We start from the raw sequence: 21,315 nt of genomic DNA on the forward strand, positions 1-21,315 counted from the left end.
TCGACGATTCATGGAAATGTCAAACACAGGCGGGGCTTTCAATGGGAAAAAACTAAGGCAGGTAAACAAACTCGTTGAGGTTCATCAGGGAGTGCAGCAGTTGCGTAAGCGTTCGTCGCTCACTTTCTTCGTCCGCTTCGTGTGACTCGAGCATCGCCAGGGAACGTTTGATTTCCGACTCGGTGGGTGAGCGTCCCAGAATTCGTGAGAAGGCAAGTTTGATCTGCAGGCGATGATCGTCTCTCGCTTTGTCACGAATCTGACTGGCCAACAATGTCGCCCGTTTCACCACGAAGGGGTTATTGAGCAGATAGAGCGGCTGCAGGGCTACTGTCGAAGTTTCTCGACGGGAACAACTGCGGAGAGCTTCTGGTCCGTCGAACATTCGCATCACATCAGGAAGTTCACTCCGCCGCTGCGAAAGATAGATGGTTCGCCGAAGTTGCTGTTCATCCTGATGGGGCGCTACGCTGGGGCCGCCGACTTGCCGATTGAGCTCCCCGGTGACAACTAGCAGAGAATCGCGAATCGCTTCCGCTTGCAGGCGATGTTGCGGCCAGCGCCAGAGCTGGACGTTCTCTGGATCGATGGCATAATTTTCGGCGTTGAATGTCGCACTTTGGCGATAGACGCTGGAGGTGAGGATGAGTCGTTGAATGTGTCGCGTGCTCCAGGAATTCTCCATCAATTCCACGGCTAGCCAGTCAAGCAACTCCGGATGACTTGGCAGAGAGCCATGGGTTCCAAAATCGCTGGAGGTCGCTACGATTCCGCGACCGAAGTACATTTGCCAAATTCGATTCACCCAAATCCGGGCAACCAAGGGGTTGTCACGACTGCCAAGCCACTGGGCGAGCGCCTGTCGCGGAGTGGGGGTGAGTTCGGAAGGAATCGTCCCCAAGACTGCAGGCCAACCAGGTTCGACGCGCAGACCGGGGCTTCTCACATCACCGCGAATCAGAATATGGGTTTCGACGCGCTTTAAAAATTCGGGTGAGTAGGGCAAGGGAGATCGATTGACCACCGGCAAGTATTCCAGCTCTTGGCTTCCGGTCACCGGCGAATAATAGCCCCATGTATGAGCCGGATACTCGGCGGGATCGATCTTGAGTTTTTTGGCTTCGCTCAGGTAGAACTTGTAAGAGTTCTTGGTAAACCACTGCTGGATTTCTTGGGCCGCAGGGTTCTCCGTATTCAACAAACGAATATTCCCCATCTGCCCGCGCGAGAAGAAGGCGTAAAAACGGTAATAATCTCGTTGGGTGATCGGCTCAAACTTGTGGTTATGGCATTGGGCGCATTCCATCGTCAGACCAAGCAAGGCGCTGGCCGTGTTATCGACGATGTCGAACAGCACGTCCGTACGTTGCAGATCTTTATCCATCTGATTGCCGCTGATACGCGCCGCAGCGAGAAATCCGGTCGCAATCACCGCTTCGTCGGTGGTGGGCTGCAGTTCGTCACCGGCCAATTGCTCTTGGAGGAATTGATCGTAAGGCTTGTCGCTGTTGAAACTGTTGATGACATAGTCTCGATACCGCCAGGCGAAGGGACGTGGGATGTCGTGCTGATGCCCCTCGCTCTCGCCCCAACGAACCAGATCGAGCCACATGCGAGCCGTTCGCTCGCCGGCATGCGGTGAAGCCAGCACGTTGTCTACGAGTCGGGCATATGCCTCGGGAGATTGATCCTGCAGGAACTCTTCCGTCTCTTCTTCTGTGGGCGGCAGGCCGATCGCGTTCAGGTAGAGCCGGCGAATCTGGGTTCGTCGATCTGCTTTTTCGGATGGAGTCAGACCCAGCGCATGTTGACGAGCCGCGAGAAAGGCGTCGATCGGATTGGGATGCGCCGTTCCGTCCATTTGTGGAACTTCAGGGCGTTCGACCCGTTGAAAGGCCCAGTGCTCTGATTCGATACGCGGCTCGGGAAGCAGCTTGTCGTCCCAGTCAAGTCCCTGTTCAATCCAAGCTCGGATCAATGCGATCTGCTTTTCCGATAAGGGGTCTCCATCCGGCGGCATCCGTTCGGAATCGGAGTTCGACGTGAGGACGTGCAGTAAGGGGTTGTTGCGACTGTCGCCGGGTATGGCCAAAGCGTGCCCGGTGCTGTGCCCGAGCAGTTCGCTACGAACGTCAAGACGATATCCCGAGTCGGGAAATTCACCCGCATGGCATTCAAAGCAATTTTCCAGGAGCAGCGGATAGATATCGCGTTTGAAGTCGACGGTCTCTTTCCAAGCGAATTTCGGCTTTCCCTGCTTTTCGGACGCGGCAGGCCGAGCGGCGTACAGAAACTCGTAAGCTTCATCCCAACTCGAGGAAAGAACGAGATCGCCAACGCGAATCTGATCCTCGACTTCGGTTTTTGCGCCGGTCGCAAAGCCGACCCAGTGAATCTGGTGGATGCCGGCCTGGCGGTTGATTTTTAGATTCGGCAACTCACGAGATTCGGGCTCTGGGTTGATCCACAGTTCCATCTGGCTGTAGTCGTTGCGCTCTCCCGGAACTTCTTTCGACAAACGGGCGATCAACCGATAGGTTTTTCCCGGCTCCAGCTCATGCTGACTCCAGGCAGTTTGCCCAGAACCGAAACGAAGCATAAAGACGTTTCGCCCTTTGCTTGCGCCACGATCCGCTTGATGAATCCCGATGTTGGGAATCGCAGCATTATGGACTGCGTGATCGCTCCCTTCCGTGCGATCAAGCCAGAGCACGAAGAACTCTGGATCAGGCTCAGCAGCAAGCGGATTGGGTTGGTAGACAAAGCGAAACCCGACAAATAGTTCGTCCTCAGAGTAAACGCGGCTCAGTTGACGACGCAGCGGATTATTACGCTGTCCGGTGCCGTGAATCACGACCGGCGGCCAATCCGTAGGTGGAGCGGGATCGTAGGCAGCGGGGGAGAAATTCGATAGTTTCCAACCCCCTTGCCAACCATCGATCAATTGAGTCCCAGGGATTTCCACCGAAAATTCGGTGGACGGAACAAAGCGATCGGAGACGACCGGGAAAGGATCCGCAAGTGATTCCACCGATGCCAACGTCACTCCAAAGAGTCCCATCAGGCACGAAAGCAATATCCTGGGCGGTGAATTCAGCAATTTCATGGAGGCAAGCCTTTCCGCTTACTTAGGGGAGATCGCAGGTGGATTCGGGGAACTGTCGGTCGATGGTCTCGCCTGCAGAACGTTTTGCAGACTGAAATCGATCAGCAAGCGATCAATCCAAAGTTTGTCTTGCGGTTCGGTGTCTTTCCCCATCCGGAATCCCAGCGTGGATAGCGACGCCGCGCCTTGTTCTGGAGGAAGTTTGACCTGGAGATCGGGCGGACCGATCGATTCCACGTCAGGATTAATCCACAACTCCAGGTGGTTGAATTTGCCCTTGCTCGACTTGCGAACGCGTCCCACGAGAAAGAAGCGAACATCGTTCCCCATTACCGGACGACCATCTTGATGGTCCAACTTGGCTCGAGCAAAGTATTCGCCGAAACGTATTCCCGCATTCGGTTTCGCCGAGTGGCTAACTCCCACATCCAGAGAATTGTCGAACCAGAGTGCGAAGAAATCGTTCGGATCGAGTCCCTGATATCGGCCGAGAAAACTGAAGTAAAAATCTTGGGCAATTCGTCCCGGCAGGCGCGTTTCCAGGCGATTGCAGAGCGAGGGAAACGCGGGATCACGGCCATCCATTTCAATCACGTAAGGATCGCCTGAGATAGACTGCCAGCGCAGTGGGGTATCCAAGAGCGTAACGCGTGCAAATTTTCCGTCGACAATCCAAGGGTGGAGTCCCTCTCGTCCCGAATCGGCGTGCTGAAAGGGGGAAAAGTCTTCCGCCAACCAGGCCTGCGAGAAATTCGACGGCTGATCGGAAGCCGAGGAAGCGCCTAAGCGTGACAGCGCTTCCGAAAGCGGCATCGATTGAATGGCCGGAGGATACTGGCCGGTGCGCACCAGCTGAAGCTGCTCCAGCGAAGGCAAGGAAACAACGTCACTGGAATCGACGCTCGCCAGGTGAATATCAGTAAAGTCGGCAGGAGACTGAGAGTAATGGGATCTGACTTTGGAACTCAGCAGCAATGATTCTTCGGCCTCGGGAGCTTTGCGAGAACGTACGGTGACTTCCCCTTCGTACACCTGGACCTTGGCTTGTCCGGTAGCATCGACTTCGGCCCCAAACTTCGTCCCGAGATCGACGATCTTCATGTCTGGCGTCAGAACGGTGAATCCCCGTGCATCTTCCGGAACGACCGCGGCCAGCTTGCCTCGATGTAGAACCGCTTTCCAGGCGGAACGGAGTTCCAGGATAGCCGGCCCTTTCAAGGTAACCCCAGCTCCACATTCGAAGGCGAGTCGCACGAGTCCCGAATCTAAGGCGAGACGCTCTCCCTCTCGAAAGGACATGCCATACTTCAACTCGCCAATCGAATTGGCCCAGACGGCATCTTCGCTATCGATCAGCATAGCCACGACGGCCGGTTGCTGAGGTCCCGACACAAGGAGAGGAGCCGCGGTTTTCTTGTCCCTCGTTGGCCACAGGAATACTGCGCAGAAAGCAACGGCCAGCAATACTGCAATCGAAGCGACTGCTCCATACCAGCTTCGGAATTCGCGCTTCACCGAAACTAGCGTTTGACTTGGCGCCAATTCAACGGGCGCTTCCAAAGCAAAATCGGGTATCAATTCAGCAGCCGCTTCTGAGCAGTCGGCGTACGTCCACCGTAGGAGCGTGTCGGACAAAATCTGATCGACATACAGCTGGCGAAGTTCGGGCGAACTTGCCACGATTTCCATCAATCGAGCATCTTCACTGGCCGTCAAGTTTTCATTGAACATTTGAACGATCAGTTGCTCGAATTCGAGCCGCAATTCGGTTGTAACTTGATCGCTCATTGCGCCGCCCCCGCACTCAAGGCGCGTTCGACACATTCTTTCAGCGACTTTCGCAACCGATAGAGCGTCATCGCAACTGCCTGAGGCTGACGTCCCAAGCGTTTCGCCAACTCGTTGACCGAGACGTTATGCTGATATCGTGATTGCAGGATCGACTGCTGAGATGATGGCAACTTGGCGACGCAGTTGCGCAACTCTTCCGCTCGCTGGTCAAGTTGGTTCAGTTGCATCGTGGCTCGATTGGCTAGATCTTCAATGACATTCTCACTTAAAGAGATCAGCGATTTCCGCCCCTTGGATTTGAGAAACGCCAGCGTCTGCAATTGGGCGATCCGACAGGCCCAGCTTGCGAATGGTCGCTCTGGGTCATATTCCTCCCGCTTTCGCCACAGAACCAGATTGGTCTCTTGCAGCACATCATCCACGTCCGCCGGCGACCTGAGAAAAGTCCTCAGAAAAGCGGTCAGCGGAAGCTGATGTCGCGCCATCGTCGTGACGAATTCCTCGTCCAACTCATTCCTTGTCGGTGCGAGTGGCGGTTGGAATCCAGGCCTGGATTCCGTCAATCGCTGGTCGTCATGGTCGGTAATGATGAATACTCCAGCTTCTAATGACAAAACGGGCGTAGCAGCGCCTAGGACCGTGTAATCAATTCGAATCCCCCGCTAATCACAAAAGTCGCTATTGGGAGTTAGCTAAAATTCACGATTCATAACGAGAAAATGTCAGCAATTCTCGTTTTTCTCTAGATTACTAAGCGGTCACCGGAATTTGTAAGCGCAATATCGAGACGAATGTCGGATGCGAGTCGTCGATATGCCTACAAATTCATCGCGGATTCTACGCGCTGCTTTGGAGTTGCGTTTCGATCAGCAATGTGCCGCAAAAGCAGTTGGAGAACTGTGCGTTTCGTGAAATACGACCAGAAGGAATTCGTCGCTCTGGGCTTGTAAATGCGGTATAACCATCGTCCGTCCTAACTAGTTTGAATGGGTGACAAACTCTCTTTTTCTGCCTTCTCCAGATCGCGCGGCGACGTATTGTCAAAACTTTCCGTCTTCTCCGTTTCGAATCCCTTCTTCTCAACCAGCCGGGCTCACTCGTAAGCGTCTATGTCCGCACTAGCTCTCGATTACACCTATAACTACTTGCAACCTTCACGGCTTGATCCTGCTGCGCAGTTGTTACAGCTCGCGACGTACTCTGCTGGCGACGATCCGCATCCCTGTTTCTTTCGCGGCAAGCTGGTGCGGCCGAAACGCGTGGCCGAGATGCTGCGTAAGCTGATGCAGGTTGTCCAGACGCGTTACCATATTCCCGCGGCCATGCTGCAGCGGATTGTCATGCTGTCGGATCCGATTGTCACCAGCAGTGATGATCGACTTCGTTTTGAAGGGTTTTCCAGCTGCTGTGGCGTCTATGCCCGGATTGACTTGCATCCCCGTGCGGTCGACGGCGAGATGTTCGGCCGCGGTACGACGAACGTTGATTTCAACGAACCGATGCTCGCGGCGCTCGCGATGGTGCGTGAAGGTGATGATATTTCACTGTTTGTCGGCGCGGATCGCGTTGAACTGGCGAAGAACGACCAGACCGTCGTCGAGAAGAAAGTCCAACTTCCCTATCGCTGGCTGCGAGGGCTCGTCGAAGTCCAAGCCTGTCAAAGTCGGATGCAGTTGGTTCACCAGGTAAGCGGCGTCGAGGCCCGGCGGTTTTTTCGATCATTGCCACGATCGAGCACCAGTCGCCGTGAAATGTTTGTGACGACGACCGGCGGCGGTTTGCGATTGACGCAACGCGAAACGGCGAAGTCGGTTCGCGTTGGCGGACTACAGCGTCTGCGCGTGCTCGAAGATTTGACGACGCAGGCGAAACAACTGCGGATCTATGGAGACGAAGTAACAGGTGCATCGGGCTGGGAGCTGGTTTTTGACGATTCGCGATTTCACCTGGTCATCAGCCCTGAAGTATGGCGAGGCTTTTCGGGGGAAGGTCAGGCATTGGATGCGCTTGCGCAGAGTGATAAAGATGACGCTCTGATGAAGGTCGAGTCGCAACTGCACTGGGATGCAGTCGTGGATGAAGAGAGCCTGGTGACGCAACTTGGGCTAACGCCGCAGGCAGTGCGACAGGCGTTGGTTGTATTGGGCACGCGTGGCCGAGTCGGTTTTGATCTCGGCGCATCCTCTTACTTTCAACGCGAGTTGCCGTTTCGCTTGGACGAAGTCGAAAAGTTGCAGCCGCGTCTGGTCAACGCCAGAAAACTGATTGCCGAGGGGAAAGTTCGGCTTGGCGCGAAGAACGGCGCTGCGGTCGAAGTCTTCGTTCAAAGTGGTCAAGTAGAGCATCGCGTTCGCTTGTCGGCGGACGGCGCCAAGTGTACTTGTCCCTGGTATTCCAAGCACGCGTCGAGTCGCGGGCCTTGCAAACACATTTTGGCGGCCAGCGTTTATTGGGAAGAGAGGAGCGATGAGTAAGCAACCGCTGGAAGACATTTTGAAGTCGGGCGATCTCGGCAAGTGTCGCGACTTTTTTCTGGGAATGCCAGAGCAAGAGCGGCGACGCTTGGCGCCGAAATGCATTGATTGGTTGCGCAAGTCGTTCGACTCGCGCACTTTCGATGCCGAGACCCGCACTTACAACTATCGAGATCACATGCCAACCGAGACCATCGCGGTAGCGGTGTTCTCTACCGGGACGGCGGCGGAGCTGAAAAAACTGGGTTGGCAGGCGCGCATCAGCGAGGACCTGATGTACGAAATCTTCGTCGATCGACGACCTGACTGGATTGTCCAGTGGGTGCAGCAGCAGTTAGACGCAGAACGTTATTGGGGGCATTGGCGACTAATCCGCCGGCTTGTCTTGTCAGGACTCTTGGAGAAGCCTGAGCATCCCAACTATTACTTAGGAATGATCGGCGCTCTCAAGGGGCCTCGATTGGCGAGAGATTCTGAGCCCTCCTTAGAGGCGAAGTTGCGCAGCGATCCGACCTTGCTGGAGGACGACGTTTGGCGTTTGTTTGAATACGAAGGCGGAGGGGATAACAGTCTAGCCAACTGCGATAAGGTGAGTCTCGGGGGAAAATGGAGCGATTCGCTGATCGCGTTGGCCGCGACCGGCGATTTGTCTCGCGACCGTCTGTTGACTTGCTCGCTCGATGCGCTAGAGCGCGATTTCAATCACTATCGGGCGAAGTGGTTCCTTGATTTTCATGACGCTTTACAGCCCACGAAAGAAGAGCAGGCGGCGTTTGCTCCGCAGTATCTGCACCTACTCGGCGCTTCGGCGCCCAATGTTGTCACCTGGGCCTACAAAAAAGTGGAGCAACTTGCCAAAGCCAAAGCGATCGATCCCAAGTTGCTGATCGCGAACATTCGACCCGTGCTGCAATCTCGGCAAAAGGGGATTGTCAACAAAGCGTTGAAGCTGCTCGATACGGTCGCCAAGAAAAGCAAGGTTGAGAAATCCGATCTGGCTTTCGTTGTATTGCCGGCCTTGGGACACGAAATCGCCGAGGTGCAAGCCAATACGCTCGGCCTGATCGAAACCTACGGTGACTCGAACAACTCGAAGTTCGTCCGCGAGTTTCAAGAGTACGCGTCGGTGATTGCTCCTTCCGAGCGAAAACGATTCGACGCCTGGTTGGCGACGACTGGCGAATCGGTCGAAGTCGCACTTCCTGCCGAGGAATCGGCGGCGCCGGTCGACCTGCAGCAAATCAAAGCGATTGACCCCAAGCTGCGAAAGCTGTTCGCGATTGACGATTTGCTGGAAAGTCGAAAGCAAGGTACGACCACGATCCCTGCGGTCCGTTTCGATGGAACCGACATTCCTCGTTTGCCGGGACAGGCCAAGATCGCACCGATAGAAGATCTCGACGAATTGATCGAATCCTGTTCGCGACTGATTGAAGACGCGAAAGATATCGATCATGTGGAGCGCGCCTACGACGGGATCTCACGCCTCTGTGATGTGCGACCGGATGATTTTGATAGCCGTGTCGCTCCTTTGCTGCAGCGCGTTGTCAAGCTGCTCAAGAAAGATCGTTTCCCGTTTGCGGGGATCGGCCCCGGGGATGATCTTTGCGGATTGATCTACGCTTGGTGTACAGGGATCGTGTTAGAAGGGAAGCGGAAAACGTCGAACAGACATGCGGTCGTTCAGTACACGTTGGAAGGGGAGGAGCATTCAGCGCTGAGTGGAAATCTGGATAAGCCGATTGGGTTTCTCTCTCGACGTATTTTAGCGATCGCCAAACGCGTCGCTGAGCGAAAACCTGCTGCGCTTTGGAGCGCGCCGACGCACCAGGGAGCTTGGATTGATCCCCACGTACTTGTCGAGCGCGTGCGCGCCAGCGGCAAAAGTGAGCCTGATCTTTACGATGTGATCCTCGCATTGTTACGGCTTGCCCCCGATGATCGCAAAGGAGCGCTGGCTCAACTAAAGAGCAATTCCTCGGAGCTTACCCAGGCCGTCCGTTACGCATTGGGAGCCCCCAAAGTTGCGATCGGCGAGACGGCGCCGCTGTGGTTCGCAGCGGCCCGTTGTCGTGCGCCCTGGAACAACGACGTTCAAGTCGCTGCGGCGTTTCCCGATCAAGGTCCCGATACGGCGCAGGCGGCGAAGCATGAGTTGATCATTGAGAAGACTCGATCCAAAAGATTGCGGATCGGGCTTCAGTCCCTTCCACCGGCGCCCAAAAAGCTTGACCCGTATTGCGTCACCGCTTGTTATCGGGCCATCAATGGAACCTTGGATCACTGTCGGTTTGAGTTGGGTGGAGCAGGGGGGCGCAGTAGCGACGCAGTTGCTTGGACGGCGTCGATTTGGCCTCAGGCCCGCGAATCGTACTTCGCCGTCGCCGCCTTCGATTTGGCCGAAAACCTGGATTGGTGGGGCGCAGAATGGCAGAACAAGACATTTCTAGAGCCGCTGTTCGAGCCGACCACGCCGCTGCGCGAGATGGGACTGCTGCTGCTGGCGATCGGCCTGGGCGCTAAAGATCCCGGCGAGCATGGCCTGGCGACCGACGTCACGATTGCGACGATTGAAGATGGACGACTAGGCAGCGACAATCTCGGCCAAATCCTGCACCAACTATTGCCCACGGGCTTAGTGAAGCCGGTGCGTTGGGCCAAGACCTTGGCCGAAGCGGCGCGGATTTCAACCGTTCACGCAGCCGTGATCCAACAATCGCTGCAGCAAGCGCTTTCGATCGATGAGAAGTCGCTCCCACGAGATTGGGCCAAACTGCTGGAACTGCTGCTGCAACTTTCGATCGACCTGGAGCAATCGATCTCGCACCCCGGATGTCTGGAGCTTTTAAGAAGTTTAAAAGGATCTGGCAAAGGGCCCAAGATCGCCAAATTGCTCCTGCAAAGAACCGCATCGCCTGAGTCCTCTCAGCGGATTATCGATCTTGCACTTCAACATCGGATTCATACTTTAGAAGCAAGGATGGCCAAAGCGGTTTGAAGAGACGGCAAGGCAATTCCCTTCGTAGTCTGAAACGCCAGTTCTGAATTTTTTGGAATTGCGCTAGTGCAGCGATTCCGAGGGCGTAGACATGATGATTCTCTCTTTGCATGAAACGTGAACTGCCGAACTCCCCTTGGTCGGATCCAAGAGGAGCCGGCAGTTGGATCGGCTACTTGGTAACGTGCTTGCCTAGGAAGTTTCGCATCAGCGTAGCGATCTCGGCGCCGTTCGATTCTAGAGCGAAGTGCCCAGCGTCGAGCAGGTGGAACTCCAGCGTCTTCAGGTCTCGCTTGTAAGGCTCCGCACCTGCGGCCGGGAAAATCAAATCGTTCTTGCCCCACGCGATCAGCATGGGAGGCTGATGCTTGCGGAAATATTCTTGCCACTTTGGATAGAGCGGCGGGTTGCTGCCGTAGCTGAGAAACATGTCAAGTTGAATCTCGTTGTTGCCGGGACGATCCAGCAGAAACTGATCTTCCGCCGGTCCGTCAGGACTGACGAGCTCTGGGTTTTTCACACCATGCACGTACTGCCACTTGGTGGCGTCGTAAGTAAGCAGTTTGCGCAGCGAGTCTCGCTTCTCTTGGCTCGTCGGCTGGTTCCAGTAGGCTTTGACCGGCTGCCAGAAATCGTTGTCGAGACCTTCGTCATAGGCGTTGCCGTTTTGTACGACGATGGCCGTGATTCGCTCGGGGTGCTGCGACGCCAGACGAAACCCGATCGGAGCGCCATAGTCCTGCACATACAACGCGTAGTTCGTCAGGCCGACTTGTTCCGTGAATTTATCGATCACTTGCGCCAGGTGATCGAAGGTGTAGGAAAACTTGTCATGCGACGGCATCGAACTATGACCGTAGCCGGGATAGTCGGGCGCAATCACATGATACTTGTCGGCCAACGCGGGGATTAAATTACGAAACATCTGCGAACTGGTGGGGAAACCATGGAGCAACAAGATCGCGGGAGCGTCCTTGGGGCCGGCTTCTCGGTAAAAAATATCGAGATCGCCGACCTTAGCCGTTTTGTATTTCACGACGGACGATTGCTGCGCGAGCGCAGAACCGGGAAGGCCTAAGGCCAATGATGTCAGCATCGCGAGAGCGAACGCTAGATTCCATTTCGTTCTATGTGTCATTTTTTATTACTCCAGGAAAGTTGGTGGAAGGTCGTGACTTGAACTTGAGCTTTTGAGTCGATTGAAGACGACTTCAAAGCACTTGGCGATGAAACTTTGGAAAGCAAAGCAGTGAGTTCCTATTGGATCTCTGAAATGCCTGGATGATCCGCAGGCCGCGGACCTGGCGCCGGCCAGAAGAACTTGCGGTCAGATTTGTGAATCGGCACGTCGTTGATGCTGGCTTCGCGGCGTCGCATCAATCCCTGCTCGTCAAACTCCCACAGCTCGTTGCCGTAGCTACGGAACCAATTGTCTGCCGCGTCATGCCATTCGTATTGAAAGCGGACCGCGATGCGATTGTCGGTGAACGCCCACAGCGATTTCGTTAGCCGATAGTCGAGCTCGCGGTCCCATTTGCCGGTGAGGAACTTGACGATCGCATCACGTCCAATGATAAACTCGCTGCGGTTTCGCCAGACCGAGTCTTCGGTGTAGGCCAACGCGACACGATGGGGATCTCGCGAGTTCCAGCCATCTTCCGCCATGCGAACTTTTTGGATTGCGGTCTCCAGCGTGAACGGCGGCGCGATCACGATGGGACGAGTCGAAGCAAGATTGGTGGTCATTTTCTAACTCCTAATTTGCGGTGAGAGATTGCGTTGTGCGATCATTGAGCGATCGCGCGTTGTTGCGATTCTGAATTGGTCGCCATCGTGATCGGATCGGCTTGCCGTAGGTAGGTCTTGGCTGCGTCGGCCATCGTGACCAGCGCGGCGCCTGCCATGATTGCGTCTTTCACTACCAAGCACCCTGCGCCGGACAAAAGTGGAAACCCGTGTTCTGGACTCCCGTGCGCCGGCACCCAGCACTCTGGCGTCGTGATTAAAAATGACAACGTCACCAGCGACATGCCGAAGACCAGAAAGCTGCCGACCGCCGAAACCTGGGGAAGCCAAGGGTAAGTTGCGATCAGCAAGCCCAGGCAAACGATGACGGAGCCGAGGCCGTAAGCGAATAAATAGGCGCCATTTTGTTGATGCCACTGTTGATTGGTTGGCGATAGTTCCCCTTCTCGGTTCCGATGCAGCCGGTATTCCCCTTCAGGCTGTTGATAGAAGAAGCTCATCAGGGGACTGTTGGCGACAAAAGGAACGATTCCTTCATCTTCATAGCGGAACGCTTTGAGGCCGCCGATCCAAACCAGGACGATTACCAGTCCGATCCGAGTTAGGTTCATGCCGACGCGATCGAACTTTGCGGCCCCAACAAAAAGTGTCTTCATTCGGTTCATGGATAGTCTCTTTAATTACCATTTCTAAGCGAACGGACATGACTCGCAGGAGTGAGCCGCACATGATGCGGCCATAACTCCTTCGCGAGCACGCTAAATCTGTTAGAGAGATGAAGCGCGAGGAAAATCGACCTCGGTATCCGCGACGATGTTGAAATAGTTGGTAAAGATATCGAGTGCGACACCGGCGATGACTTCGGCGATAGCGCCCTCGTCAAAACCGGCGTCGCGGACTGCTTGCACATCGGCGTCGCTGACCTGCCCGCGTGTTTCGACGATCTGGCGAGCGAACCGAAGCAAACTGTCGGTCGCGGGATCAATCGAACGGCCGTTGCGACTATCACCGATTTGGTCTGAGGTCAGGCCGACCATCTTGCCGACCGCCGAGTGGGCGGCCAGACAGTAATCGCATCCGTTCGCTTGGGCGACCGCCAGGGCGATTTGTTCGCGGACTTTGGCGGAGAGTTTTCCGTGTCCCAGGGCGCCGCTCAGCGACAGGTAGCCCTCCAAAACAGCAGGCGAGTTCGCCATGGTACGCATCATGTTGGGAACCATGCCGAGCTTTCGACCGACCGTTTCCAGCATCTCTTTGGACTTCCCTTCAGCGTTCTCTGGGGCGATTGCGTTCAGGCGTGACATAGTTCGTTCTCCCTTGCGTAGCGTGGTTGGTTTTCGGGGCCGCTCGGTTGCGGCTTCTGGAGAGAGCGTTAATTCATTTCCCGTGCCAACGAGAGGAAGAGTGTTGAAGTTGTTGTTACGTATGGGTTTAGGGGTATTTGGTTGCTTGCTTGCCGCTTACGAGATATCGTTAATTGACGAATGTTCGTAAACTGTTCACGAAATCTCGTGGGGGCCGTAGGCGTATGGCGTCGTTATTTCCTCTGCTGGACGATCCCAAGCGGCTGCTGCTCGACTTGGCGCTGCAGCACTCCGTCGCCGAGTTGTTGAAGCTGATTGTCGAGCGGTTGAGCAGCTCGGAGCAGGTTGCTTTAGCGCGGATTTGGCTCGCGGAGCCCACGACCCAATGCACAGAATGTCGATCCGCCGAGCTGTGTCAGTCGCAGACGGAATGTCTCCAGCTTGTTGCCAGCGGCGGACGTTCCGCCGTTTCGCCGCACGCCGAATGGACAGCCACCGACGGCGACTTCCGCAGGATGCCGTTTGGCGCACGTAAAGTAGGGCGAATCGCCGCGAGCGGGATTGCGCTGGAAGAGCCCCAGCTCTCTGATCCTCCGCCCAATTGGATTGCTCGACCTGATTGGGTCCGAGCCGAAGGAATTCAGGGCTTTGCCGGACAACCATTAATCCATCGCGGCAAGGTTCTCGGCGTGTTGGCAGTTTTTGTGCGTCAGCCGATCGCGAGCGAGTGCATGGGATGGTTGCGGATGATCGCGGATCACGCCGCCGCCGCGATCGCCATGGCGCGGGCGTTTGCCGAGATCGAGACGTTGCGTAAAAAGCTGGAGTTGGAGAATGAGTATCTGCGTGAAGAGCTGAAAGGCTCCGGCGCATTCGGCGAACTAATTGGGCAAAGCCCAGCCCTGGAAGCGGTGTCGCGACAGATTGATTTAGTCGCGCCGACCGACGCGACAGTCTTGATCTTGGGGGAGAGTGGAACGGGGAAAGAGTTGGTGGCCCGGGAGATTCATCGTCGTAGCAAACGGGCCGATCGTCCGTTGATCAAGGTCAACTGCGCGGCGATTCCGCGGGAACTGTACGAAAGCGAATTCTTTGGACATGCCAAGGGATCGTTCACCGGTGCGCTGCGCGATCGCGTTGGGCGGTTTGAATTGGCCGAAGGAGGAACGTTGTTTCTCGACGAAGTCGGCGAGATTCCGCTCGAGCTGCAAGCAAAGCTGCTGCGCGTACTGCAGGAAGGAGAGCTCGAACGCGTCGGCGAAGAACAGACGCGACACGTCAACGTGCGATTAATCGCAGCGACCAACCGCGACTTACGAGCAGAGGCGGAAGCAGCGAGATTTCGTCAAGATCTGTACTATCGACTGAGCGTGTTTCCCGTGGAGGTTCCGGCGCTGCGTCGACGAAAGGAAGATATTCCTTTGCTAGCCGATCACTTCTTAGAGTTAGCTGCACGCCGAGTCGGCCGCTCGAAATCATCATTGACTTTGGCGGCCGCGCAGCGACTGCAGCAATATGACTGGCCCGGCAATGTGCGCGAACTTCAGCACGTCATCGAGCGGGCCGTCATCACATCGACCGGCGTTCGCTTGAATATCGAGTTGCCGGATACATCCGTCGCCGCTTCTCCTGTTGTCGAAGTTGTCAAGGATGTTTCCATAAGAACCGATGCTCAGATCCGGCAACTTGAGGTCGATAACATTGTCGCGGCGCTGCAAGCGGCCAACGGCAAGGTTTCTGGCGTCGGAGGAGCGGCGGAGTTATTGGGACTAAAGCCGACGACATTGGCGTCGCGGATCAAAAAACTGGGGATTCAATTTCCCGCTCGGCGCTGAGTCGCCTGAGTGGATGAAACGCGATCGGAAGTTTCGTCTTATTCAGAATCACTGGAGCGAGTTCGATCACGATATTCGCCAGGCGGGCAACCTTCTTTGGCGATCATCAGTCGCCGGAATCGCTCTTGTCCGCCGAAACCGGCCAGATAGGCGACCGATTTGACCGAGAGATTGGTCTCGGTCAGCAGGCGCTTCGCGCGAAGCAAGCGGCAGTGATTGATTTCATCCAGTACGGTATGTCCAAGTGCGCTGATGAACTTGCGTTCCATGGTTCGTCGTGTCGTAGGAAGAGCGTCAACCAACTGATTGACTGAAAGCGGGCGGTCGCTCCTCGTCCAGATGATGTCAAGCGCTTTGTTCACGATCGGATCCAGAACAGGACTGACGCGTCCGTTGCGGACGGAAGCGATGTTCTCCGCTTGTTGCGGCAACAGTTCGAGCGCTAGCGTGAGCAACTCCAACGCGTTTGCGCAAACGGCAGGCGAGTGTCGCGATGGATCTTGATGGATTCGATCGAGCAGGCGATCAAACGTCTGCAGCAGCGATGCACGTTGCCCGATCTCCAGTCGAACCAAGGCGCTGTTCGGCGAGATCGTGCTGTTTTCAAGCAGGCGATGCATGAACTCGCCGTGCAGCGAAATCCATCGTTCGGTCCAGCCGACGGGGCGGACCGGCTGATACCGGTGCCACACGCCGGGAAACAGCAGGAAGAGCGTGTCGGGTTCGATGCTGACCCGGCCGGTCGGCGTTGACTCGAACTCGCCGCGTCCTTCGCTGATGAATTGAATTTGGAATTCCGGCAGTTGGCGTCCAGCCGCCCACGAGAATTGGTAGACGCCAGGGTGTTGGTCCGGCGGATAGTTCGAGTCGGGGGGGACGACGCCGCGACCGCCGCCGGTGACATAGAAGCCAAATTCCATGTCGCGATCGGTAATCGGCAGATAGTGAAAAAAGCTCTCGGCCATATTCATGAAGGTTTTTCCGCTTCGTCGCAGACAGAACTTTTCAACAGGATTCAGGGGTGATATGCGTAGTACCCGCATGTCGTAAATGTAGGATTTCTCTGCGGGAGTCCGTATGTCTGAAATGCATCGCGACTACGTTCAGGACCGAGCTCATGTTGGAATTGTGCTGAAAAAAGCCTGATAACAGCGTTTTAATGTCTCTAAGCGAAACCGGTCATCACTTGATTGCTGCGGCAAATTGTCGCAAAACGAGGGTTGAAATTCTACCAAGATTTTTCTAGGAATGCTAAAATAAACCTCGCAACAAACGGGTTGTTTCATCCTTCTTCTCATCTTGATCCACTTCGGATCGTATTGGAGTCATCCATCATGCACGGCTTCTTTATTCGTCGACGGTCGCCAGCCAGCCGGCTTGGTTTTACCCTGGTCGAACTTTTGGTGGTGATCGCGATCATCGGTGTTTTGATCGCATTGCTCTTGCCGGCGGTGCAGCAGGCGCGGGAAGCGGCGCGTCGCATGCAGTGCGCGAACAATTTAAAGCAGATCGGTCTTGGTCTGCACAATTTCCACGACACGTATAACCATATGCCTCCCGGCGGCAGCCGAGACGGACATGGGGGATATACCTGGGGGACTTTCGTCCTGCCGTTTTCGGAGCAAGCGAACCTATGGGATGCGATTGTGGAGGAGTCGGGCAACTATCCTCCTGATCCGACCGGCAAAAAGGGATCGATTTACTGCGGCTGCCATGAGTACAACGTTTGGACCACTCCCGGTCCTGAGCACAATGTCGTGGAAATGTACATGTGCCCTTCTGACGTTCTGCCCGAGGTGCGTGATTCGACCGATATGGGTTTTCAGTGCGGTAAGTCCAACTACGCCGGCAGCATGGGCTGGGGGCACAACTACGGTAACGGGTTCTTCAACCGATTCATTGCTTCGATCACAAGATTCGCCGACGTCACCGACGGGCTTTCCAACACGATCGCGATCGGGGAAGTCGGAGCGGGGCGAAATGGTTCGGCCCCTTCAGCTGAGAATCCGACCAATCCGGCTTGGGCAGGAAGCCCGAAGGGGGGATCGGGCACTTCATTAACGCACTGGGGACCGCTGCGAGAAGCGTGGCACGGAACGCCGATCAATCTCTCCAACGGCGGCGGTCCGCTGGCCGATCCGGATGCCTGGGATAAAGGCTTTGGAAGCTTGCATCCCGGCGGCGCACAGTTCCTGTTCGCAGATGGTTCGGTGCACTTCCTCCCTGAAACGATTTCGCTAGGGACGTACGACAATCTGGGACAAATCAACGATGGCAACGTCGTTGGCGATTTATAGCAGTGGACGTCATTGGGCGACCGCAGGGGGATGGAATGAAACTCCCCTGTGGTTCGGGTGAAGAGCGGTTTCGGCAACAAGCGTCTATCGCCGCCGGATAAAATTTAGAACCACACGTTAAAAGCAGATGAATTGATATGAGAGTTTCGAGTGCTGGACTCTGGGGGATCATCGCCCTGATAACCTTTGTCGGCTGTGGAGTGAACGGAAGCGTCACTGGGATCATCACAGCGAACGGGGAAACGGTTGACGGGGGCAATATTATCTTTCAACCGATCGAAGCCGGCGCCAAGCCGGCGATCGGCGCCGTTGGCAGCGACGGAAATTATGATTTGAAGACAGCGGGGGATGAAGGGCTTTCGCCGGGCGAATACCGCGTGATCTACACGCCGCCCAATCAACGCGAAGATGAAAGCGGACGGCCCGTCGGCAAGCTGGTCAAATGGCGAAAATTCAAAGCTCCGAGCGAGACGGTCAATGTCGAAGCGAAGGAGAATACCATTCCGATCGAGCTGGTAAAGCAATAGACGATTCCGCTGACAGGATTCGCGCCGAACCTGAACTTCGTACCGCCCGCCATGCGACCTGATCGCAGGCGGGCGTTTGCGTTCTTGTCGCGCGATTCCGCTCTCTCGTAGCTCGCCAGCGCAAGCGAGAGAAAATCAATCGGCGATTCCAAGATGGATCCAAGTCGCTAACCCGGCAAAAAATGCAGCTTCCAAAATGCGAATTACGCTGCGGCCGAATCGTTGGGTTGGCGGTCGGCTACGCATGCGAAGGCCGCCGTCGATGGTCAAAAATTGTCCGTTGACGAAACGCACGGATTCGTGGTCGATTGCCGTACAGCGAGCTGGCATTCGGCGCTGCTGACGAAAGTTTCCGCCCTGCGGGAACGAGCATCTGTCGGCAGCTCCGCAGAGGCTCCGATGCTCTTTGACAATTCGCGTTTTTCCATGCGCTGGCGATCCGATCCAACCTTGTCCGATCCGGTCCAACCCTGTCCGATCCGATCCAACCTTGTCCGATCCGATCCAACCTTGTCCGATCCGATCCAACCTTGTCCGATCCGATCCAACCTTGTCCGATCCGATCCAAGCTTGTCCGATCCGATCCAACCTTGTCCGATCCAATCCAACCTTGTCCGATCCGATCCAAGCTTGTCCGATCCGATCCAACCTTTGTTCGGCCCAGTCCGATTCGGCTCTTAGACAAATTGGTCAAGTTGCCCAGACTGACTTTCCGGCAATTGGGGAGGGCCGATAGAAAAAATCCCAGCGGTCCGGTCCTACGTCATCGATTTCGTATCCCCACGGCGGATCTGAGGTTGCGCCAAATGCTGGGTGAGGAGCGCAGATGTAAGAAACTTTACGACCAAGCTCACCGTTCATCGTGTGCCGGCCACTTCAAAGGGCATCGTCAGCAGCCGGTGAAGAAAAATAGGCCAGCTTGCAACTTCAGATTCCGTCCGGGGAGAACTCGCTTAGCAGCAATCTCCTAATGGGGCACGTTCTCGTAAAGTCGCGTTAGCTCTTCTTGGCTCAATGCTCGATCGAAGATCGCCAACTCGTCAATTCGTCCGTGCCAATAACCGGGATTTTGCGGATCGGGTTGCGTGCAATCGGGGGAAAGTTTCGCGCCAATGCCGAGCGATTGGGGGCCATCGGTCGCCAGGCCGACGCACTCGGTTGACGCGATTTCTTGGCCGTTGCGATAGAGTCGCAACTGCTGACCATCGGCGACAAATGCGACGTGTTGCCATTGTCCGAGCGGCAAGGGTTCCTGCTCGCGAAGTTTGATGACGTTTTTGTCACGGTCGCGAACCTGGACTTCCAAGCCGCCGGCAAACTCATGCAGGCCAAAATGGAATTGTCCCCCCAGGCCAGACGGGAGATCTTGTTCGTCAAATTCGATGGACCATTGTTTGGCGATCGCCGCCCAGTGGGGCCGGCTTTCGGCTTTGACCCAAGCGCAGACCGTGATCGCTCCGGTCGTAATCGGCTGATAGTTCGGAACTTTAGCGTAGGCGCCGGTCCCTGGTCCGCCAAGATAGAGCGAACTTCCAATGCGTCCCGGTTTGAAGGGAGCTTGAACCATCCTGTCCTTCAGCAAGATCCCTGCAGAATGGTTGCTTCCTTGATCGGAGAGAGAAACGCCGTCCAAGGTGGGCGCCATTTGGAAAAACATCACCGGCTGCAGCTCGTTCATCATCTGTTCGTAGCCGATGTCTTGGCGGGGCGTTTCATTCAAGCGGCGCAAAAAACGATCAAGATCGATATCGATCCCTTCCGGAATACCACTGGTTTGGCGAACGCGGGTCGCTTGATTGGAGACCAGTTGAAGTCTCTCCATGCCTTCGCGCGCCAGCTTCGGCGTGACTTTCACTTCACCACTAAAGACGTGAACTTCGCTCGCTCGATCGGGAGTGACTTCGACGGCAAATTCCGTCCCGAAGTCGGTAAGTTCAATCGAAGGGGTCTCGACAGAAAATCCTTCTCCTGCCGGTGATACGATGGCCGAGATTCGACCGCGATGCATGACCATTTTCATGTCGCTGACGATCTCAAAATCGGCTGGCGATTCGATTACGACTTCGACATCGTTGTCGAACGTGATCTCTGCGAAACCTTCAGAAAGCTCATATCGACCGTTCCGCAGCGCATCTCCCTGGTTAAGATCCAGCAGCAGATCCGAGACCAAGAGTTGCGCTCCCCGACCTTTGGAAAACAAACCAAAAACCGTTCGTTCGCTCCAGGGAATGCTGGTTGAATTCGGTTCAATCGTCGTGAGTTGCGGCTGCGTGGGAGATTTTTTGGAGATGGACGCCTGATAGACGCTCCAGACAAAAGTTGCGAGAAACAGCACCGTAGCGGCGAGAGCGCAAAGCTGCCAGCGTTGAGCGGACGACTTGACCGTTTGCTGGTTGCCTGTTGGGGAGGGCGCCGAAGTTGCCGACTCGAAGGGAGTTTCCGACAAAACTCCATGCTCCCAAGCGAGCATCGAATGAACTTGGCAGTTCTCGACGTAGTAGCGTTGCGCCTCGCGATCGTCACGTAAGAGATCGGCGAGACGACGCCGATCATCGTCCGAGATGCTGTCATCGAGCTGCGAATTGATTAACTCGCCAAGCTCTTTTCTCGTTTGCGGAGTCATGATTGCGTAGCCTCGGTTTGGCCTTTGGTAACGCACCGGAGCAGGTTCTCACGGGCACGAAACAAGGTTTGTTTGACGGCGTTGACAGTTCTCTCGGTTTCGTGGGCGATCGATTCCAGGGTCGCTCCACGACGGTACCGACGTTCGATGGCGCTTCTTTGCCGCTTGTTCAGTTTTTGGATGCATTCTCGCAATAGTCGCTGCCGCGCTGCAAACGTCTGGTCATTGTCGTGGGCGACCTGGGCCAGATCGCTCAACATGTCATCGTCAAAGATCAGTTTTTCACGGTGCTTGCGTTTGCGGTGCGCCAACACTTGAAAGTAGGCGATTCGAAACGACCAGGCGACAAAGTTGGTGCCGAGTTCAAAATCGCTGGCGCTGCGCCACAAGACGATGTTCGTTTGCTGCAAGACATCGTCCGCTTCGTTGCGGTCAAAGACCAACGATAATACGTAGGCGTAAAGCCGGCTCTGATGGGAAGTCAGAAGCTGGATAAATTCCCCTGCGTCATTCATGAGGAATTCCTTGGGAATAATTCGGTGTCGCTTCCACTAGAAATCCATATTATCCAGAGGAGTATCGCCGGTTTGCATAGGGCGCCGACTGGGAATCGT

At 55.5% G+C, this 21,315-nt stretch carries 15 protein-coding genes; 5 read left to right on the forward strand and 10 right to left on the reverse strand.

Annotated elements, in window-relative coordinates:
- Window positions 1–52 precede the first annotated feature (52 nt).
- The 3 genes from M4951_RS02520 to M4951_RS02530 are packed head-to-tail and all read right to left on the reverse strand — an operon-like array spanning window position 53 to window position 5,406.
- On the reverse strand, window positions 53–3,106 hold the full coding sequence (locus tag M4951_RS02520) for a PSD1 and planctomycete cytochrome C domain-containing protein (RefSeq protein WP_262024912.1): 3,054 nt from the start codon (window positions 3,104–3,106) through the stop codon (window positions 53–55).
- Between the two features lie 18 nt (window positions 3,107–3,124).
- Window positions 3,125–4,894, reverse strand: coding sequence for a FecR family protein (locus M4951_RS02525; protein WP_262024913.1), 1,770 nt, complete (start codon window positions 4,892–4,894; stop codon window positions 3,125–3,127).
- On the reverse strand, window positions 4,891–5,406 hold the full coding sequence (locus M4951_RS02530; protein WP_262024914.1) for a sigma-70 family RNA polymerase sigma factor: 516 nt from the start codon (window positions 5,404–5,406) through the stop codon (window positions 4,891–4,893). The genes M4951_RS02525 and M4951_RS02530 overlap by 4 nt, the downstream gene beginning before the upstream one ends.
- A gap of 600 nt (window positions 5,407–6,006) precedes the next feature.
- On the opposite strand from M4951_RS02530, the gene M4951_RS02535 reads away from it, so the two are divergent.
- Together M4951_RS02535 and M4951_RS02540 are read left to right on the forward strand one after the other, a co-directional pair.
- Window positions 6,007–7,371, forward strand: coding sequence for an SWIM zinc finger domain-containing protein (locus tag M4951_RS02535; RefSeq protein WP_262024915.1), 1,365 nt, complete (start codon window positions 6,007–6,009; stop codon window positions 7,369–7,371).
- On the forward strand, window positions 7,364–10,369 hold the full coding sequence (locus M4951_RS02540; RefSeq protein ID WP_262024916.1) for a DUF6493 family protein: 3,006 nt from the start codon (window positions 7,364–7,366) through the stop codon (window positions 10,367–10,369). The genes M4951_RS02535 and M4951_RS02540 overlap by 8 nt, the downstream gene beginning before the upstream one ends.
- 172 nt (window positions 10,370–10,541) lie before the next feature.
- Here the strand turns inward: M4951_RS02540 and M4951_RS02545 are convergent, their stop codons facing one another.
- From M4951_RS02545 to M4951_RS02560, 4 genes are all read right to left on the reverse strand, one after another.
- Window positions 10,542–11,507 carry an alpha/beta fold hydrolase gene (locus M4951_RS02545; protein WP_262024917.1) on the reverse strand — a complete coding sequence of 322 codons (966 nt, stop codon included), beginning with the start codon at window positions 11,505–11,507 and terminating at the stop codon, window positions 10,542–10,544.
- A 119-nt stretch (window positions 11,508–11,626) separates the two neighbouring features.
- Window positions 11,627–12,115: a nuclear transport factor 2 family protein gene (locus M4951_RS02550; RefSeq protein WP_262024918.1), complete on the reverse strand. Its 489-nt coding sequence runs from the start codon at window positions 12,113–12,115 to the stop codon at window positions 11,627–11,629.
- Between the two features lie 41 nt (window positions 12,116–12,156).
- Window positions 12,157–12,780 (reverse strand): YkgB family protein, encoded by a 624-nt coding sequence (locus M4951_RS02555; protein ID WP_262024919.1) that lies wholly within the window; start codon window positions 12,778–12,780, stop codon window positions 12,157–12,159.
- A 102-nt stretch (window positions 12,781–12,882) separates the two neighbouring features.
- The gene (locus M4951_RS02560; RefSeq protein ID WP_262024920.1) at window positions 12,883–13,419 is read right to left on the reverse strand and encodes a carboxymuconolactone decarboxylase family protein; all 537 of its coding nucleotides are present in this window, start codon (window positions 13,417–13,419) and stop codon (window positions 12,883–12,885) included.
- Window positions 13,420–13,643: 224 nt separating this feature from the next.
- Between M4951_RS02560 and M4951_RS02565 the strand changes: the two genes are divergently transcribed.
- Entirely contained in the window at window positions 13,644–15,254 is a 1,611-nt protein-coding gene (locus tag M4951_RS02565; RefSeq protein ID WP_262024921.1) for a sigma 54-interacting transcriptional regulator, read from the forward strand.
- A 38-nt stretch (window positions 15,255–15,292) separates the two neighbouring features.
- Here the strand turns inward: M4951_RS02565 and M4951_RS02570 are convergent, their stop codons facing one another.
- Window positions 15,293–16,225, reverse strand: coding sequence for a helix-turn-helix domain-containing protein (locus tag M4951_RS02570; protein WP_262024922.1), 933 nt, complete (start codon window positions 16,223–16,225; stop codon window positions 15,293–15,295).
- 363 nt (window positions 16,226–16,588) lie between these two features.
- Between M4951_RS02570 and M4951_RS02575 the strand changes: the two genes are divergently transcribed.
- Together M4951_RS02575 and M4951_RS02580 are read left to right on the forward strand one after the other, a co-directional pair.
- Window positions 16,589–17,551 carry a DUF1559 domain-containing protein gene (locus M4951_RS02575; RefSeq protein WP_262024923.1) on the forward strand — a complete coding sequence of 321 codons (963 nt, stop codon included), beginning with the start codon at window positions 16,589–16,591 and terminating at the stop codon, window positions 17,549–17,551.
- Window positions 17,552–17,688: 137 nt separating this feature from the next.
- On the forward strand, window positions 17,689–18,078 hold the full coding sequence (locus M4951_RS02580) for a hypothetical protein (protein ID WP_262024924.1): 390 nt from the start codon (window positions 17,689–17,691) through the stop codon (window positions 18,076–18,078).
- Between the two features lie 967 nt (window positions 18,079–19,045).
- On the opposite strand, the gene M4951_RS02585 is transcribed toward M4951_RS02580, so the two are convergent.
- Together M4951_RS02585 and M4951_RS02590 are read right to left on the reverse strand one after the other, a co-directional pair.
- Window positions 19,046–20,701 carry a LamG-like jellyroll fold domain-containing protein gene (locus M4951_RS02585; RefSeq protein ID WP_262024925.1) on the reverse strand — a complete coding sequence of 552 codons (1,656 nt, stop codon included), beginning with the start codon at window positions 20,699–20,701 and terminating at the stop codon, window positions 19,046–19,048.
- Window positions 20,698–21,216 carry a sigma-70 family RNA polymerase sigma factor gene (locus M4951_RS02590; RefSeq protein ID WP_262024926.1) on the reverse strand — a complete coding sequence of 173 codons (519 nt, stop codon included), beginning with the start codon at window positions 21,214–21,216 and terminating at the stop codon, window positions 20,698–20,700. The genes M4951_RS02585 and M4951_RS02590 overlap by 4 nt, the downstream gene beginning before the upstream one ends.
- Window positions 21,217–21,315 lie beyond the last annotated feature (99 nt).

This window comes from Blastopirellula sp. J2-11, from assembly GCF_024584705.1.
Classification (GTDB): domain Bacteria; phylum Planctomycetota; class Planctomycetia; order Pirellulales; family Pirellulaceae; genus Blastopirellula.